Genomic DNA, 17,243 nt, shown 5'->3' with positions numbered 1-17,243 from the left:
ACTACCGGAGTCCGCCATTCCCAGGATTGCACCTCAAGCGCGAACATGGCACGGCTCGTTTGCCAGCCCCCAAGCTCCCGGCAGCCGATCCAATTGCGGATTTGAGCGCCGGGAGTGCCAGCGCTCCCCGATCCATCGCCGCGAGACAACGAGGCCCACGAGGTCGCCAAGGAGTATGCGGACGATCAGCGGGCCGTGGGCGGACTCCTGAGCTTTGACCTGTCAGCACGAAAGGCAGTGGCCTCCAACGCAGCATCGATTGTCGTGAAGCTCGTTCGAGGAAGCGGTGCCGCCTTGGGCGCGAACAATTTCGATGCTCTTGTGATTAACCACAAGCGACTAGCACAGCTGGCGCATTCGTAGAGTTTTAGCTCGAAGCCTTCAGCCACCGGAAAAAGTGCCTTGAGCACTCTGGGTTGGCAGCAAACTATGCATCCAGCTTCGCCGTGCACGCTAGTCCCCATAGAAGCAATTCCGGCTTCAACGAAGAGACCTGAGTCGAGAATGCGAGACAATGGCGCGGTGTAGAGTATTGCGATGCGTGCTCAAACGGCCACATTGATGTTTGCCGATTTCCGATAATCGCGACGCCAGCTTCACACAAGCTAGCCCGTCGTTACCGGTTGAACGGCATCGAATAATGGAATCTGCGGTTGCTTGCCGATTCCGCTCAAAGGCGTACGCTTCAACTGATTTGCAAACACGGAGGCACCGCATGACTGCAGTCCTCGTTTTCAAAGTCGCTATCGTTGGATTGAGTGTTTTTTCGACGGCTCTTGTTTATTCACTGATTCAAAGCTTTTGAAAAAAGACCGCCTCGATGGGCGGCCCATCTCAATTCATCGTTCGACCGAACACTAACCGTTGAGCCGCTCCGAGGCAGGCTTGTCGCGGACCGAAATCCTATCGCCAAGCGTCCCACGCGCGATCGCTGTTCACGTCGCGAGTGAGCGCGCGAAGCGTCGACTAGGTCGGCTTCACTGTCCTAACCTGACGTCACGTGTGTCATTACGCGACACAAAACGTTGGCACGATCTGTGCTGACTATCCCGGACCGGGTTTTTGCAAACCCACCCGGGGCTGGAAAGCCGCCGCCCGCGATCATTTAAGCGGGCGGCGTTTTTATTCGCGAAAAACGAAAGGCCCCAGCCCGGGGCCGGCCGGCTGAGGCCTTTGCGAGCACACGGCAATACGCCGCGCGTCTCATCGCAACACCATTGTCTCAGATCAAAATGTCCCAATTCGGATTTGCGGGTGTCCGAATTCGGACAGTAGCGGAGAGGCCGACGCCAGGGTAACGACCAATCGCCAAAGCCTCTCAGTCCCGCCCGGCAGCTTGAGCTCCTTACCTGTAGACTCGGCGTTCCGGCATTTCGAGTGACAGGAAAGAAGTCGGCATGGCGGGCGCGACGCCCCCACTTCTTCGCAGTTGCAAAAACAACAAATTCGCCTGTGGCATAGTTCACAGCCACGACGTACGGCTCTGCCTAGACTTGGCCCCATGTGGAGCCTCGTCATACGAGCCCTGATCGTTGTTGCCGTCGCGTTAGTCGCGGTGACTGCCATGTACGACGGACCGTTCAAGCCGCTAGCGACCGTGGCGATGCCTGCGGTGAATGTTCCCTGACAGCAGCACTAGACACAACGCTACCGTACGCGTGAGTCGTGGGGGATTTCATATCTCTCAAGGCGCTCAACGCCTGCCTGTCGCTGATGTTCTCCGAGCCACAGCACTAGAAACACATAAGCGCAGACTGCAGCCGCAAGGCCAAAATAGAGCCTTCGCATGTCTCACTAAATGCGGCAGCTAGCCTGCAGTTCCTGCCATGCAGCCGAACCAGCTTCCGTCCATAGCGTTACCCGCAATGGACTCAGATATGATCCAACAACACCTTGCCCAAGCCGAAGGGCACGTCGCCAAAGGCAGGCAGATTGTTGCGCGCCAAGAGAGACTAGTAGCGGACCTACATATGCATGGTCACGACACCACCGATGCCTGCAAAGTGCTCGACACTCTGGCAGATGCGCTGACCATCCACGAAGCTGACGTCCAGCGCCTTCGCGATGAACTGAAGGCTGCCAGCCGGCCGTTGGCGTCCGTTACCTCGCGCTAGCCTGAATCGACGCGTGCTGCTCTGGCGAACTTATGTGCTGTGTGACCACAATTGCGGTCGCGCCTGCCAGAAGAACGCAGGCGTAAAATACGACAATGCCGCGCGCCCAATGCTTCCGAGTGACCGTGTCTTCAGACGTACCGTTCGCAGGCTCTGCCAAGAACTGGCTCGCGACATGAGCGCAATCCTGCTGGAAGTCATCCATGGGACCAGCCTCCTAGTGGAAACTGCACAACACGATCTGCTCAGGATGCTTCCGCGTAACTTCGTGAGGGGTGGAAAATGGTTTCGTTGCCTTCGCAACAGATCGCCACCAGCGCGTTATCTGGCAGGGAGACTTACCCCAAACACCAGCCAGGCCTTCAAACGCACCACGAGCTCACGTTGGAGCCCGTCAATATTCCGGCGGCCAGCGACGACGCACCACCCGGAACGGTCGGACTTGCGAGGCCACACCCGCCGCTAGACCGCGCGCCCGGAGAACCGATATAGACGGTTGGCGGGCCTGCCGGAGTAAGTACTCGGTGCGGAGGAAGGGAGCCCGCCGTTTCACGCATCTTTGCTAATTGGCGGTGCTGCCGCTCTTGGCCTTGGACGACTGCTTCACAACCGGCTTGGCCGTCGCTGCAGACTTCTTCGACGCATCATCGCCACGGGCAGTTCCCCACGGGTCGACCGGCTTCTGGTCCGGAACACTGTTGAGGGAGCGTTGATAGGCGCGCACCGCCCGAGCATCGTCTTCCTTCTGCGTCGCCGTCTTCGCCTTGGGCTCTTCGCCAGGCCCTAGAACATGCTCCTCCGCCAGAGCTGGGGCGACCATCAGGGCAAGCAAGACGGCGACGGCAATTTTGTGCATCGAGAAACTCCCCCGTTCTGCGACGAACATAACACCGCGCCGATTGCGGTAGCAATGCAGCCGAGCGTGAGTTGGGTCATTGGCGGAAGGGGTGTCCGGTCAATCCTGCTGAAATTGCCAACACTTTTTCGCCGGCGGGGCGAGCGATCTACGGTCTTAGCCACGGTGGTCACCTGAAGCCGTAGCTTGGACAAACCACCGAATGCGAGATTCTTATCCTGCCCTCAGCACAAGGCGGGCGGACACGGTTTGCTAGATCCTGTTGGCAGTGGCGGTCGTGCTCGCCCTGCTCGTCTTGTGGTTTAGGCACATCACACGCGACGTCGACGCCGAGTATTGAGCGGGCAAGTTAGCGTTAATTGGGCGGGACATTCAAACGCACAGGCGCTCCATCCAGTTGATATCGGGCCGCTGCCATCCCATGCGTTGTTTTAGCTCCGGCCAGTACCTTCAACCCGTTACAGCCTACCCCTTTTTAGCCGTGGCCTTTCCGGCCGTTTGAGATCAGGTTCCAGTTCTGAACGGAACTCTAGTCAAGCGCGTTCTCATGGCTCAGTCTCCATCCATCGTGCCGCTGAGTGCGGGCAACCGCGATGTCTATATTGTGCTTGAGGACTTCGGCGGCCGTTTGGGACGGGCCTGGTCCGAAACGGCAGAAGAGGACAGCAATCGTGCGACTTTGCTGCGGCACCTGATCGAAGGCCATTACATTCGTCCAGCTCGCATCGTCGCCTTTAACACGACGGAGGGATGGTCGCGCGATGTGACCGCGGAAATCGCGGATGAGCTGCGCCGTCGCTTTGTTGAATTCGAGGAGGTGTCGCCCTCCATGCTGGAATTCCTTGAGAGAGCGGCGAAGCACTGAGCGAACTGCCCGCTTCTCCACATCCCGCGCCGTGCGCCGCTCCCGAACGATATCGACGCCGGGGGTGCCGCGATCGCCCTTCACCTTTAGCCGCGCAGCGTCCCGAACCAATCCGAGCATCCTTGAGCGAGACATCCTTGAACGAGTCGAGGCCGTGCCAGCGCTCCTTGCCGTCTTTCCAGTAGCGATACGCCCAGCTCCTTGACGTCGGACCGGTGACGATCAGATAGAGGCCGCCACCGTCGGCATACTTCCCGGGCTTGGTCTCCCGCTCGACGTCGAGCGCCTTCAATCTTCCTGACATGCGTTCCCCTCCGTAAAACCATCCTCCGAACCCACGGTCAAAATCTGCGGTCACAGCTCGAATTGAGGAGAACACTTGCGAACATGCAAGTATAGCGTCTTCGAGCAGACCTTTGATTTTGCTGTGAATTCCGAATAGGTGCGAATAGTGGAGAACAATATACTGGCGGAAGGGGTGGGATTCGAACCCACGGTACCCTTGCGGGCACGCCGGTTTTCAAGACCGGTGCCTTAAACCACTCGGCCACCCTTCCAAGCCTTGAAATTGTTTAGCTTTTCGCCACGTCGCAGAGACCATTTCGAGGACTATGCTACCGCTTTGCTACCCAACGTCGTCGGTTCGCTTCTTTATGGCGGCTCGCATGGCGTCGTCAACCGCTGCGACCGCTTCGCCCTGCATGTTCGGCATCAGACGGCTTTAAATGTCCATCGTGATCGCGATTGACAGGAAGCGCGACCAACGGCGGCTCGTGACGCCGCCTTCGACTGATGCGATGACAATTAGGCCCGCCGGCTCTCGCTGGCGGGCCTTCAGCATGTGTGCCGTTCAGGCAGCGCTAGAACTGACTTGAAGACAAAATCGGTCCGGATATGCCGCTGTTGTTTCGGTTGTTGCCATAGCTGATCACGTTTCCGGAGACGTTTTTGATACCGGTGGTGTTGTTGAAAAGGTCATTATTCGACAGCCGCGTCGTACCACCTTGATTCAAAATACCTGTTACGTTGTTTGAGATCGCATTGTTGGTTGCAGCAATGTTGGCACCTTCGTTGTCAATCCCGGCGGTGGTATTGCCGGACAGTTCGCTATTGGCGATGGTGGCATTGATGCTCGCGCCGAGGGAAATTCCGAACCCGTTGTTGAATGACCTGAAGTTGTTGATCTGCAATTTCAGGGCGCCACCTGTTGCGGCTCCCAATCCGGCCCCGGCAACGTTCCGTGCGACGGAATCGATGATCGTGAGGGTCCCGGCAGTCGGACGAACATCCGCAATCGCCTGCTGCGAGAAGTTCGACATCGTCACGTTTTCGATTGAAACGGAGTTCGCGGCGAGAATATTGATCGCCCTGAGTCCGAGAGTTGTCCCCGCACCGTCGATGCTGAGGTTGCGCAAGACGACATTGCTCCCGGGAGAGTTGACGTTGATGCCGTTGGTACCGGAGGCAAGGATGGAACCAAATGTTCCACCGCAGTCGATTGTGATGCTTTTGAGAATTGTTACCGTTCCAAATCCGCCCGCATCGACGCAATCGATTTCGCCGCCATCTGCCGTCTGGGCAATCGCCCCGGCAAAGGTCTTGCAAGGTGCGGCGCGGCTGCACGCATTCACGTCGTCGCCCACACCTGATACCCAGGTTCGCGTCGCCTGAGCCTGGGCAGGGACTGACGAGACTGACAGACAGGTAAGACCAACAAATAAGGCCCATCCAATTATTCGGCGCATGGCTTTCTCCAAAAATCCAAGGATAAGCCAGCCGTTCGTCGTCTGCCTCAACCGCACGGTTGAGATCGATCGTCTCAGCCGCGTTTCTTACAAAACGGCTGCCGCCGCCTGCCCCGCCTTTTCGTCGGAACGGGATCTGTCAGGCGCCCGTCAGTTTGGTGCTTTAGCCTCGGTCGGGACTGGCGATGCCACCCAGGGCGTCGCCGGTCGCGAGGCCCGGTTGGATTCGCCTCCATTTCCGGGCCTCGTTTGGCTTCGCCGGCAAAACAAAACGCGGCGCCCTTTTGGGGCACCGCGTGAAATCTTGTTTGTTGCGATGATGGTTGTTGTTGCGTCGGCTCAGTAGCCGCAATTGCCGCAAGCAGGCTGCACCGGTGCGTAATAGGAATAGCCCGGCGACACCATCTCGACGCGCTGGCGCGTGGCGTATTGCGGCGGGATGCGCTCGTACTGGACGCTCGGCGGCGCCACCATCACGGTCTGCGGAACCATCACGGTGCGGTACTGCGCCGGCGTGCGATGCGCGACGGTCGAACCGGGCGACACCATCACGGTTTCGTCGACCGTGCGGTATTGCGGCGCGACGTATTGCTGCTGATAGCAGGTCGTGCACGGCTGCGGCGGTGCGTAGCAATTGTAGCAGCCGGCGGAGGCCGCGGTCGTCATGGCAAGTGCAGCGACGGCCGTGGAGAAAACGACAGCAAGAGTACGAGACATTAGGTTGGTGCCCCAGTTGCCCAAAATGGATTTGCGAAGGTCGATCGCAGTATACGCCGCAAAATCCTGAGCTGCCGAAGTTCGTTGAGGCATCCTTAATGCGAACGGCCGGTTTTCACCGGCCGTTCAGAACTTGTTGACCATGCACGACCGCAACGTTTGCGATCGCGTCTACGCTGGGTGTGCTTACTTTGTGCGACGCTTCACTTCGCGCACCGCGCCGCGCGCAGCGCTGGTGGTGAGCGCAGCGTAGGCCTGCAGCGCGGTCGAGACGTTGCGCTTGCGCGCGGCGGGCTGCCAGGCGGCGTCGCCCTTGGCCTCTTCCGCGGCACGGCGATTGGAAAGCTCCTCGTCGGAGATTTCGAGGTTGATGCTGCGGTTCGGAATGTCGATCGCGATACGATCGCCGGTGCGCACAAGACCGATGTTGCCGCCTTCGGCCGCTTCCGGCGAGAGATGGCCGATCGACAGGCCGGACGAACCACCGGAGAAGCGTCCGTCGGTGACGAGCGCGCAAGCCTTACCTAAGCCCATCGATTTCAGATAGCTCGTCGGATACAGCATTTCCTGCATGCCGGGACCGCCGCGCGGGCCTTCATAGATGATGACCACGATCTCGCCGGCCACGACCTTGCCGCCCAGAATGCCTTCGACGGCCGCGTCCTGGCTCTCGAACACGCGCGCGGGACCGGAGAATTTCAGGATCGAGGAATCGACGCCCGCGGTCTTCACGATGCAGCCGTCCTGCGCGAGATTGCCGTAGAGCACGGCGAGGCCACCGTCCTTGCTGAAGGCATTCTCGAGATTACGCACCACGCCCTTCTCGCGATCGGCATCGAGCTCGTCGTAGCGGCGCTCCTGGCTGAAGGCGACTTGTGTGGGGATGCCGCCGGGCGAGGCGCGATAGAAGGTTCTGATAGCCTCGCTCTTGGAGCGCTTGATGTCCCAGCGCTCCAGCGCCTCGTTCATGGTCGGCGCGTGCACGGTCGAGACCGACGTGTCGATCAGGCCGGCGCGGTCGAGCTCACCCAGAATGCCCATGATGCCGCCGGCACGATGCACGTCCTCGACGTGCACGTCGGCGACCGACGGGGCGACCTTGCAGAGCACGGGCACGCGGCGCGACAGCCGGTCGATGTCCTGCATGGTGAACTTCACCTCGCCTTCATGGGCGGCGGCCAGGAGATGCAGCACAGTGTTGGTCGAGCCGCCCATCGCGATGTCGAGCGTCATCGCGTTCTCGAACGCCTTGAAGTTCGCAACGTTGCGCGGGAGCACGGAGGCATCGTCCTGCTCGTAATAACGACGAACGAGATCGACGATGGTGTGGCCGGCCTCGACGAACAGGCGCTTGCGGTCGGCATGGGTCGCGACCACCGTGCCGTTGCCGGGCAGCGCCAGGCCGAGCGCCTCGGTCAGGCAGTTCATGGAGTTGGCGGTGAACATGCCCGAGCAGGAGCCGCAGGTCGGGCACGCCGAGCGCTCGATCACCTTGACGTCCTCGTCGCTGACCTTGGAATCGGCCGCCGCCACCATGGCGTCGATGAGGTCGACGGCCTTGGTCTTGCCCTGCAGCTTGACCTTGCCAGCTTCCATCGGGCCGCCCGAAACGAACACGGCGGGGATGTTGAGCCGCAGCGCGGCCATCAGCATGCCGGGCGTGATCTTGTCGCAGTTGGAGATGCAGACGAGGCCGTCGGCGCAGTGCGCGTTGGCCATGTACTCGACGCTGTCGGCGATCAGCTCACGCGACGGCAGGCTGTAGAGCATGCCGTCATGGCCCATGGCGATGCCGTCATCGACTGCGATGGTGTTGAATTCCTTGGCGACGCCGCCGGCCTGCTCGATCTCGCGGGCGACGAGCTGGCCGAGGTCCTTGAGATGGACGTGGCCGGGGACGAACTGGGTGAAGGAGTTGACGACCGCGATGATCGGCTTGCCGAAATCGCCGTCCTTCATGCCCGTCGCGCGCCAGAGGCCGCGGGCGCCCGCCATGTTACGGCCGTGGGTGGTGGTGCGGGAGCGATAGGCTGGCATGGCGGTTTCCGTCCTCGGGTTTGACCGGCCGGGCGGGAAAATATGGAGCCGCCTCAGGCCTTTCCGGCCGGATAGCGCACGGGGTGGGCCGGCGCAACGGGAACTTGGCCTGGAGGGGGCCGGATCGGCCTATCGCAGGCCTCCCCTGCTCCCGGCGCGGGCTATTGCAGGGTTGGATCGAGCTTGTCGCGCAGCCAGTCGCCGATCACGGAGACGGCGAGCGTGGTCACCACGATCGTGGTCGCCGGCGCCAGCATGATCCAGGGCGCCCGGGTCAGGTACTCGCGGCCGTAGCCGACCATGTTGCCGAGGCTGGTCATCGGCGGCTGCACGCCGAGGCCGAGGAAGGACAGCCCTGATTCCATCAGGATCACCTCGGGAAACACCAGCGTGGTCGAGACGATCAGGGTCGAGGCGATGTTGGGCAGGATATGCCGCAGGTAGATCCGCGTCGGCGTCGCCCCCAGCTGCCGGACCGCGGCCGCGTAGCCCTGCGCATTGGCGGAAATGGCGAGGCCGCGGGCGATGCGGGCATAGCGCTCCCAGCCGAACAGGCCCATCAGGCCGATCAAGAGCGGCAGCGAATTGCCGAAGAAGGCGAGCACGGCGAGTGCCATGATCAGGAACGGCATGCTGGCCTGGAAATCGGTCAGCATCAGCACGAATTGCTCGACAACCCCGCGAAAATGCGCGGCCAGAAAGCCGAGCGTGGTCCCGACCACGGCCGAGATCGCGGTCGCGCCGAAGGCGATCAGCAGCGAGATCCGGATCGAGACGAGAAGGCGCGACAGCACGTCGCGGCCGAGCTCGTCGGTGCCGAGCCAGTGCGCGACATTGCCGGGCGCCGAGAGGCGGTTGCGCAGATCGAATTGGGTGTAACCATAGGGCGCGATCTTCTCGGCCAACGCGGCGATCACCAGCATGGCGACGATCCAGGTGACCGCAAGCGCAACGGAGACCGGGATCGCCGGCAGGCCGATGCGGCGGCGGATGGTCGCGTCCTTCAGCGTCGCGTCGGTCATGCGTGGGCCCCTTTGGCGCGCAGACGCGGATCGAGGAAGCCGTAGAGGAAATCGACGATCAGGTTCGACGTGACCATGGTCAGCGCCACCAGCAGCAGGATGCATTGCACGACGGCGAGGTCGCGGTTGGCGACGGCGACGACGAGGAGGCGCCCTACTCCCGGCCACGAGAACACGCTCTCGACCACCACCGCGCCCGCGATCAGCGAGCCCACCATGAAGCCCAAAATGGTCACAGTCGGGATCGCCGCGTTCGGCAACGCATGCGACGTCACCACCTTGCGCCACGGTACGCCCTTGGCCGACGCCGTGCGGATATAGGGCTGGCCCAGCACCTCCAGCATGGCACTGCGGGTGAAGCGCGCCAGCACGGCGGCGCCGCCCAAGCTGAGTGTCGCGATCGGCAGGATGGCGTGACGCCAGCTGTCCTGCCCGCCCGATGGCAGCCAGCCGAGCTGCACGGCGAAGACCAGCACCAGCAGCAGCGCGAGCACGAAGCTCGGCACGGTGAAGCCGGCGACCGCCGTCATCATCACGGCGCGGTCGATTGCCGAGCCCCGATGCAGCGCGGCGTAGATGCCGGCGGGAATGCCCAGTGCAACCTTGAAGACAAAGGCCGGCAGCGTCAGCGCCAGCGTTGCCGGGATGCGCTCCAGCACGAGCTGGATAGCGGGCCGCCCGTCACGCATGGAACGGCCGAGTTCGCCCTTGGCGATGGCCCCGAAGTAATCGAGATACTGAAACCAGATGGGATCATCGAGGCCCCACGCCTTGCGGAAGGCCGCGAGGACTTCCGGCGGCGCTTCCGGTCCCAGGATCATCAGCGCGGGATCGCCGGATAGCCGCAGCACCACGAAGGCGAAGGTGACGACGAGCACGATCGTCAGTGCAGCACGACCGATCCGAATGGCGAAATAGCGCCCCATCACGCCGCGTCCCGCGTCTCGGCCTGCGGCCCGGTGACGAGATGGCAGGCCACCTGGCGGTCGCCGCCGACCGCCGAAAGCGCCGGCACCTCACTCGCGCAACGCGCCATGGCGCGCGGGCAGCGCGGATGGAACGCGCAGCCGTTCGGACGAGCGGCCGGGTTCGGCGGATCGCCCGCCAACACGATGCGGCCGGCGCTGCGGCGGCCGGGTGCGGGCGAGGCAGACACCAGCGCCTGCGTGTATGGGTGCTCGGGCCGGGCAAAGAGATCGTCGGCGCTGCCGATCTCGACGATGCGGCCGAGATACATCACGGCGACGGTGTTGCTGATCTGGCGGACGACCCGCAGATCGTGGCTGATGAACAGCATTGTCAGCCCAAGCCGCACCTGGAGATCGGCGAGCAAATTCACCACTTGCGCCTGGATCGAGACGTCGAGCGCGCTGACCGGCTCGTCGCAGACGAGGAAATCGGGTTTTGTCGCCAGCGCCCGCGCCAGCACGATGCGCTGGCGCTGGCCGCCGGAGAGCGCGCCCGGATAGCGCGCGCCATGCGCGGGCGTCAGCTCGACGGCGCGCAGCAATTCGCGAACGCGGTCCTCGCGCTCGGAGGCCGTGCCGAGGCCATGAATGTCGAGGGGCTCGCGGATCTGGGTCGCCACCGGCAAACGCCGATCCAGCGCGCCGAGCGGGTCCTGGAAGATCATCTGCATGTGGGCGCGCTGTGCACGCCACGCCGGCGTCCCCGGTGCGGCCATCGCCTTGCCGTCGAACCGCACCTCGCCGCGATCGGGCGGCTCCAGGCCGAGCACGATGCGCCCCGTCGTGGATTTGCCCGAGCCGGACTCGCCGACGAGACCGAGCGTTTCGCCCTTGAGGATGCTGAGCGACACACCATCGACGGCGTGCACGGCCGTAGCCCGGCCGAACATCCCGGAGCGCATCGCATAGCTGCGCGAGATCGAGGACACCTCGACGAGCGGCGCGCTCATTCGGCGGCGATCCCGAGCAGCGCACGGCGCGAGGCTTCGGCGCGGATGCAGGCGACCGCGCGATCGTTTGCGATGGGCGCAAGCGTCGGCGCCGCAACCGCACAGGGCTCGGCTGCCAGTGCACAGCGTGGCGCGAAGGCGCATCCATCAGGCATGTGCGCGGGATCGGGGACGGTGCCGGGAATGGCGGTGAGACGCCGGCGCGGCCCATCGAGCGGCGGCAGCGCGCCGATCAGTCCCTGCGCATAGGGGTGCACGGGATCGGCAAAGAGCTGGTTGCTAGGTGCCTGCTCGATGATGCGGCCGGCATACATCACCGCGACGCGGTCGCAATTCTCCGCGACGACGCCGAGGTCGTGGCTGATCAGGACCATCGCCATGCTCATCTCGCGGCGGATCGTGGAGAGCAGCTCCAGGATCTGCGCCTGGATGGTCGCATCCAGCGCCGTGGTCGGCTCGTCCGCGATCAGCAGATCGGGATTTCCGGCCAGCGCCATCGCGATCATGATGCGCTGGACCTGCCCGCCGGAGAATTCATGCGGATAGGCGGACAGCCGCCGGCCTGCGTCGGGAATGCCAACGAGATTGAGCAGCCGCAGTGCCTCGGCCTTCACGGCCTCGCCCGAGAGATCGCGATGCAAGGCCAGCGCCTCGCAGAGCTGCCTGCGGATGGTCAGCACCGGGTTGAGCGCGCTCGCCGGATCCTGGAAGATCATGGCGACACGCCCGCCCCGCACCTGGTCGAGTTCCGACGACGGCGCACCGAGGATCTCGCGTCCATCGAGACGGACAGAGCCCGAGACTTTTGCGTGCCGCGGCAGCAGGCCAAGCGCAGCGAGCCAGGTTACGGACTTGCCGGAGCCGGACTCGCCGACGAGGCCCAGGGCCTCGCCCTTTTCCAAGGTCAGATCGACGCCGCGCAGGACCGGCACGCCGTTGAAGGCAACGCCGAGCCCCTGAATGCTGACGAGCGGCGCCACGGCCTCAAGCCTCGAAATTGCCAGCGCGGAAATCCATCGCGAAAGCGGGCGAGGCCTTCCACTTGATCGACTTCGGCTTGGCCGTGAAGGTCGCGTTCTGGTGCAGCACGGTGTAGGCGGGGTCCTCGCGCTCGGCGATCTCCAGCATGCGGTGGAACGCCTTCTTGCGCGCGGCGCGGTCGGTCGAGGTCTCCAGGAACTCCGAGAGCTTGTTCAGCTCGACATTGGTCCATTCGCCGATCTGCTGCTGCTGGCCGTTCGGACCGTGCTGGGCAACGATCGACGACACCGGATCGTTGAAGGCCGCGGAGTTCGACCAGTCGCGCACGGCGCGGGTCGGCGCGCGTTCCATGATCTGCGACCAGTTCTCCTTGGTCTCGATCTCTACGTTGAGGCCGACCGACTTCCACATCTCGACCAGCACCTGCGCGGTCGCGACCTGGTTGGTGTAGTAGTTGTTGAGCAGGCGATAGGGAATCGGATCGCCCTTGTAATTGGCCTGCTTCAACAGATCCTGCGCGAGCTTCGGATCGTAAGCCGGCACGCTCCAATCGGCGTTGAACATGTCGCCATAGAATTCCCACTGCAGGCCCTTCGGCACGCGGGTGCGGCCGGCCCACAGGCTGTCGACGATGGCCTGGCGGTCGATCGCGTGGGTGAAGGCGCGGCGGACCAGCGGATTGGCAAGCACGGCGTGGTTCTTGTCGAACACGGTCAGGCGATGATTGAGGATGGTGCCGCCCTGCACTTCGAACGCGGCATTCTTCTCGATCCCGGCGATCTGGTCCGGCGGGATGTCGCAGGCGAACTGGTATTCGCCGGACAACAGCCCATTGATGCGGCTCGCGACCTCAGGCACTTCCAGGAAGCGGATCCGCTTGAGCGGCGGACGGCCGCCCCAATATTCGTCGTGCGCTTCCAGCGTCAGCGAGACGTCGGGCTTGAGCTCGACGACCTTGTAGGGGCCGGTAGTGATCGGCTTGCGCGCCCAGTCGAGATAGCTTGCGGATTCATCCCAGGCGCGACGGTTGGCGATGTCGGAGCCGTAGCGCGACAGGCGGCCTTCGATGGTGACGTCGGGCGTCGCGTTGTAGAAGCGCACCGTGTACTTGTCGACGGCATCGACGCGGACGAGGTCCGGCCAGATGCGGCGCGCAACCGCGGGCACGTCCGGCGGCAGCTCCTTGCCGGGCTTCGGCATCGGGATTTTTTCGAAAGCCTGGATGGTGGAGCGGCTCTTGGCTTCGGTCTCACCGAACATGCGCTCGCGGCTGAAGGTGAAGACGACGTCTTCGGCGGTCAGCTCGTCGCCATTGTGGAATTTCACGCCCTGGCGCAGCTTCACCTCGACTGTCTGATCGTCGATGCGGCGCCATTCGGTGGCGAGCCCCGGCACGGCCTCGAGATTGCCGCGGAAATTCTTCGAGATGAGGCCTTCCCAGATCGAGGAGAAGAACACGCGCTCGCCGACATTGGACTGCTCGCGCAGCACGTCGAGCACGTTCGCATTCGTCACCTTCTGCACGGCGATCGTCACCGACGGACGATTGTCACCCTGCCCGATCGCAAAGCGCGGCAGCAGCAGCGTGCCGGCGGCAGCGCCACCGGATTTCAGGATGGTACGACGGGTAAGCTTGCTCATGACGATGACCCCTGCCCTCTGCGATCTGGTTATTCGGCGAGACCGAGCGCGGTGAGATGCGCGGCGCCCTTGCGGACGTCGTCGTGGTTGCGCAGCTCGAGGATCAGCCGCGGATTGGATGTCAGCCGGCCCAGCGCGCGGAACAATGCGACCCAGGGGATGTTGCCTTCGCCCGGCGCCCAATGCCGGTCGGCAAAGCCGTCGGTGTCCTGCAAGTGCACATGCGTCAACATGTCACCGGCGGTTTCGACGTAATAATCGACCGGCGGCGCGCCGGTGGAGATGTGGGCGTAGTTGGCGTGGCCGGTGTCGAGCGAGACGCGCACCTTGCTGCTTTCGAGCGCCTTGGCGAGACGCACGCGGTCGCGCGGGTCCTTGTCCTCGATGTTCTCGATGACGATCTCGCAGCCGATGGTCTCGGCGCGGGCGATCACCTCCGCCAGCGTCGCCTTGACGCGCTCGACGATGTTGGCGCGGCTGTCCGGATAGAGATCGAGATTGTTGTGGTCCCAGGTCGTGAACGGCGAATGCATCACCATCTGCGTCGCGCCGAGGAATTCAGCGGCATCAAGGCCCTGCAGCAGCCGCCTGGTCACAGCCTGGCGGATCAGGGGATCGTGGCTGTCGATCTTGAAGCCCCAGAACGGGCCGTGGATGCCGAGACGGCCGGTGTGGCCTGAGAGCATCTGCTTGATCTCGGTGGCGGCACTACGCCAGTCGCCGTCGAGCAGATCGGCACGGAAGAAATCCTGAATTTCGAGATCGCGTTGTCGCTCCAGAAGCCAGTCGCGGTGAGCGGGGATCGATTTGATGGATAGTGCGGCGCCCAACACCGGCTTCGACATGGCTTGCTCCCTTGGCCGTCAGCGATGACGGGGAGCAGCGCTAGACCAGTTCAATGACAGGCCGGTGAAATGCGGATTCGGGAGATGTGGACATCGCGTCGCGCGCTTGCATCGATTTCGGGGAGCACCGAGCGCACCGCGTGCAGGCGCATGCATGCGCGCGCGAAATCAAGCGCGATTAAGTCCGTAGTGATCCGGAATGGTATCCTATGCCGATCTCACGTACATCGCGGACATCGATCGGCGGCCTTCACGGGGCATCACCCTCTGATCGCGCACCACGGGGTTGGGGGACCACTTGGGGCGGGGGCATCAAAGGCTGGGGCAAGGTTACGAGGTCCGGACTCCTAGGCACTCCGGACCTCGTGCTTTCTGAGGTTGAACGTGATTTCGCGCCGCCGGCTTGATCAGCCGTGCGGCGCGAAGTCGTTCTGGATTGCCCTCTTCGCTTACTTCGGCACGTTCCGCTCGAGATCCTCGAGCCAGGCCGCCGCACTCGAATCCGACGGCGCACGCCAGTCGCCGCGCGGCGACAGCGATCCGCCGGCCGAGACCTTGGGCCCGTTCGGCATCGCCGAGCGCTTGAACTGGCTGAAGGCGAAGAAGCGACGCAGGAACACTTCAAGCCAGCGCCGAATTTCCGGAAGATCATAGGCGCGGCGCTTGTCGGCCGGGAATGCCGGCGGCCACTCGCCCTCGGCGACGTCTTTCCAGGCCTGGAACGCCATGAAGGCGATCTTCGACGGCCGCAGACCGAAGCGCAGCGTGTAGAACAGGTTGAAATCCTGCAGCTCGTAGGGTCCGACGGAGGCTTCCGTGCTCTGCGGCTTCTCGCCTGGCTTGACCGGAACCAGCTCCGGCGAGATTTCGGCCGACAGGATCGAGGCGAGCGTCCCGTTCACATCGCCGCTGAACTGTTTCGAGGCGATCACCCAGCGGATCAGATGCTGGATCAGCGTCTTCGGCACGCCGGCGTTGACATTGTAGTGCGCCATCTGGTCGCCGACGCCGTAGGTGCACCAGCCGAGCGCGAGCTCCGAGAGGTCGCCGGTGCCGATGACGATGCCGCCATGATGGTTGGCGAGCCGGAACAGATAGTCGGTGCGCAGGCCCGCCTGCACGTTCTCGAAGGTGACGTCGTAGACCTTCTCGCCCTTGCCGAAGGGATGGCCGATGTCCTTGAGCATCTGCGTGGCGGTGGTGCGGATGTCGAGTTCCTGCCAGTTGGTCTGCAACGCCTTCATCAGCGCCAGCGCATTGGTCTTGCTCTCGCTGCCGGTGGCAAAGCCCGGCATGGTATAGGCAAGGATGTTCTCACGCGGCAGGCCGAGCAGGTCGACGGCCTTGGCGGCGACGATCAGCGCATGGGTGGAATCGAGACCGCCGGAGACGCCGATCACGACGCGCTTGGTGCCGGTCGCGCGCATGCGCTGCACGAGGCCGGCGACCTGGATGTTGTAGGCCTCGTAGCAATCCTGTTCGAGCAGGCTTTCATCGCTCGGCACGAACGGGAAGCGTTCGACCTTGCGCAGGAAGCCGATGTCGTCGGCCGGCGGGGTCACGGCGAAGCTGATTGTACGATAGAAGCCCTCGCGCTGCCGGCGGTTGTCGTCGAATGTGCCCATCAGGGCGCGCTCCTGCCTGAGCAGGTCGAGGTCGACGTCGGCGAGCGTGATCTGGCCCTCCTGCCGGAACCGCTCACCCTCCGCCAGCAGCACGCCGTTCTCATAGATCGAGGTCTGGCCGTCCCAGGCGAGATCGGTGGTGGATTCCCCTGCCCCCGCGGCGGAATAGACATAGGCCGCAAGGCAGCGGGCCGAGGTCGATTGGCACAGCAGCGCGCGCGAGCGCGCCCGGCCGATCGTGATCGGACTGCCCGACAGATTGATCAGCACGCTCGCGCCGGCCAGCGCCAGTTCGGAGGCCGGCGTCACAGGGATCCACATGTCCTCGCAGATCTCGACGCCGATGGTCAGGCCCGGGACGTCCTCGGCCGCAAACAGCAGATCGGTCCCGAATGGCGCATGGAGCTTGCCGATGGCGATCGCCTCGCCGGCGATGCCGGCGCCGGAGGCGAAATGGCGTCCCTCGTAGAATTCACGATAGGTCGGCAGATAGCTCTTGGGCACGACGCCCAAAACATTCCCGCGGTGAACGACGACGGCGCAATTGTAGATGCGATGGCCATACCGCAGCGGCGCGCCGACGATCAGCACGGTCATCAGCGCTGTGGAGGCCTCAACAATGGTGGCAAGCCCGCGCTCGACCGCATCAAGCAGCGGATCCTGCTTGACGAGATCCTCGATCGCATAGCCGGACAGGCAGAGCTCGGGAAACACGGCCACCGCGACCGACTGCGCATCGCAGGTTTTCGCCGTCGCGATGACTGCCTTCGCATTGGCCGCGGGATCGGCCACATGGGAGGTGGTGACGCAGGCTGCAACACGCGCAAACCCGTGGGCGTAGATCGAGTGGAAGCTCATCGAGCACAGCACCTTTAAA

The 17,243-nt window shown here is 63.4% G+C and carries 14 protein-coding genes, 1 tRNA gene and 1 pseudogene; 3 read left to right on the top strand and 13 right to left on the bottom strand.

Annotation, left to right across the window (positions count from 1 at the left end):
• Window positions 1–1,877 precede the first annotated feature (1,877 nt).
• The gene (locus QA645_RS21945; RefSeq protein WP_283053027.1) at window positions 1,878–2,114 is read left to right on the top strand and encodes a hypothetical protein; all 237 of its coding nucleotides are present in this window, start codon (window positions 1,878–1,880) and stop codon (window positions 2,112–2,114) included.
• A 562-nt stretch (window positions 2,115–2,676) separates the two neighbouring features.
• On the opposite strand, the gene QA645_RS21940 is transcribed toward QA645_RS21945, so the two are convergent.
• Window positions 2,677–2,970, bottom strand: a complete 294-nt coding sequence (locus QA645_RS21940; RefSeq protein ID WP_283053025.1) for a hypothetical protein — start codon at window positions 2,968–2,970, stop codon at window positions 2,677–2,679.
• 547 nt (window positions 2,971–3,517) lie between these two features.
• On the opposite strand from QA645_RS21940, the gene QA645_RS21935 reads away from it, so the two are divergent.
• Window positions 3,518–3,835, top strand: a complete 318-nt coding sequence (locus tag QA645_RS21935; protein WP_254131504.1) for a hypothetical protein — start codon at window positions 3,518–3,520, stop codon at window positions 3,833–3,835.
• 169 nt (window positions 3,836–4,004) lie between these two features.
• Here the strand turns inward: QA645_RS21935 and QA645_RS43360 are convergent.
• From QA645_RS43360 to QA645_RS21925, 3 genes and pseudogenes are all read right to left on the bottom strand, one after another.
• Window positions 4,005–4,139, bottom strand: a pseudogene (locus QA645_RS43360) (integrase arm-type DNA-binding domain-containing protein); the annotation flags it as partial.
• A gap of 163 nt (window positions 4,140–4,302) precedes the next feature.
• A tRNA-Ser gene (locus tag QA645_RS21930) sits at window positions 4,303–4,392 on the bottom strand.
• A gap of 303 nt (window positions 4,393–4,695) precedes the next feature.
• Window positions 4,696–5,478: a hypothetical protein gene (locus QA645_RS21925; RefSeq protein ID WP_254193748.1), complete on the bottom strand. Its 783-nt coding sequence runs from the start codon at window positions 5,476–5,478 to the stop codon at window positions 4,696–4,698.
• Between the two features lie 100 nt (window positions 5,479–5,578).
• On the opposite strand from QA645_RS21925, the gene QA645_RS21920 reads away from it, so the two are divergent.
• Window positions 5,579–5,926, top strand: a complete 348-nt coding sequence (locus QA645_RS21920; protein WP_283053022.1) for a hypothetical protein — start codon at window positions 5,579–5,581, stop codon at window positions 5,924–5,926.
• Here the strand turns inward: QA645_RS21920 and QA645_RS21915 are convergent.
• From QA645_RS21915 to QA645_RS21875, 9 genes are all read right to left on the bottom strand, one after another.
• Complete coding sequence (locus QA645_RS21915; RefSeq protein ID WP_254135410.1) at window positions 5,920–6,246, bottom strand: hypothetical protein; 327 nt, start codon at window positions 6,244–6,246, stop codon at window positions 5,920–5,922. The two genes, QA645_RS21920 and QA645_RS21915, sit on opposite strands and share 7 nt — an antisense overlap.
• Window positions 6,247–6,483: 237 nt before the next feature.
• Window positions 6,484–8,334: a dihydroxy-acid dehydratase gene (gene ilvD, locus QA645_RS21910; protein ID WP_254131506.1), complete on the bottom strand. Its 1,851-nt coding sequence runs from the start codon at window positions 8,332–8,334 to the stop codon at window positions 6,484–6,486.
• Window positions 8,335–8,495: 161 nt separating this feature from the next.
• Window positions 8,496–9,356, bottom strand: a complete 861-nt coding sequence (locus QA645_RS21905) for an ABC transporter permease (RefSeq protein ID WP_283053019.1) — start codon at window positions 9,354–9,356, stop codon at window positions 8,496–8,498.
• Window positions 9,353–10,282: an ABC transporter permease gene (locus QA645_RS21900; protein WP_254135412.1), complete on the bottom strand. Its 930-nt coding sequence runs from the start codon at window positions 10,280–10,282 to the stop codon at window positions 9,353–9,355. The genes QA645_RS21905 and QA645_RS21900 overlap by 4 nt, the downstream gene beginning before the upstream one ends.
• On the bottom strand, window positions 10,282–11,274 hold the full coding sequence (locus QA645_RS21895; protein ID WP_283053017.1) for an ABC transporter ATP-binding protein: 993 nt from the start codon (window positions 11,272–11,274) through the stop codon (window positions 10,282–10,284). The genes QA645_RS21900 and QA645_RS21895 overlap by 1 nt, the downstream gene beginning before the upstream one ends.
• A complete protein-coding gene (locus tag QA645_RS21890) occupies window positions 11,271–12,254 on the bottom strand; it encodes an ABC transporter ATP-binding protein (RefSeq protein ID WP_283053016.1) in 984 nt (327 codons plus the stop codon). The genes QA645_RS21895 and QA645_RS21890 overlap by 4 nt, the downstream gene beginning before the upstream one ends.
• Before the next feature lie 4 nt (window positions 12,255–12,258).
• Entirely contained in the window at window positions 12,259–13,896 is a 1,638-nt protein-coding gene (locus QA645_RS21885) for an ABC transporter substrate-binding protein (RefSeq protein WP_283053014.1), read from the bottom strand.
• 29 nt (window positions 13,897–13,925) lie between these two features.
• Window positions 13,926–14,741 (bottom strand): sugar phosphate isomerase/epimerase family protein, encoded by an 816-nt coding sequence (locus QA645_RS21880; RefSeq protein WP_254193752.1) that lies wholly within the window; start codon window positions 14,739–14,741, stop codon window positions 13,926–13,928.
• A 449-nt stretch (window positions 14,742–15,190) separates the two neighbouring features.
• A complete protein-coding gene (locus QA645_RS21875; protein WP_283053011.1) occupies window positions 15,191–17,224 on the bottom strand; it encodes an NAD(+) synthase in 2,034 nt (677 codons plus the stop codon).
• Between the last annotated feature and the right edge of the window lie 19 nt (window positions 17,225–17,243).

Origin of the sequence: Bradyrhizobium sp. CIAT3101, assembly GCF_029714945.1 — a bacterium.
Taxonomy (GTDB): domain Bacteria; phylum Pseudomonadota; class Alphaproteobacteria; order Rhizobiales; family Xanthobacteraceae; genus Bradyrhizobium.
This window is presented reverse-complemented; position numbering and strand designations above follow the sequence as displayed.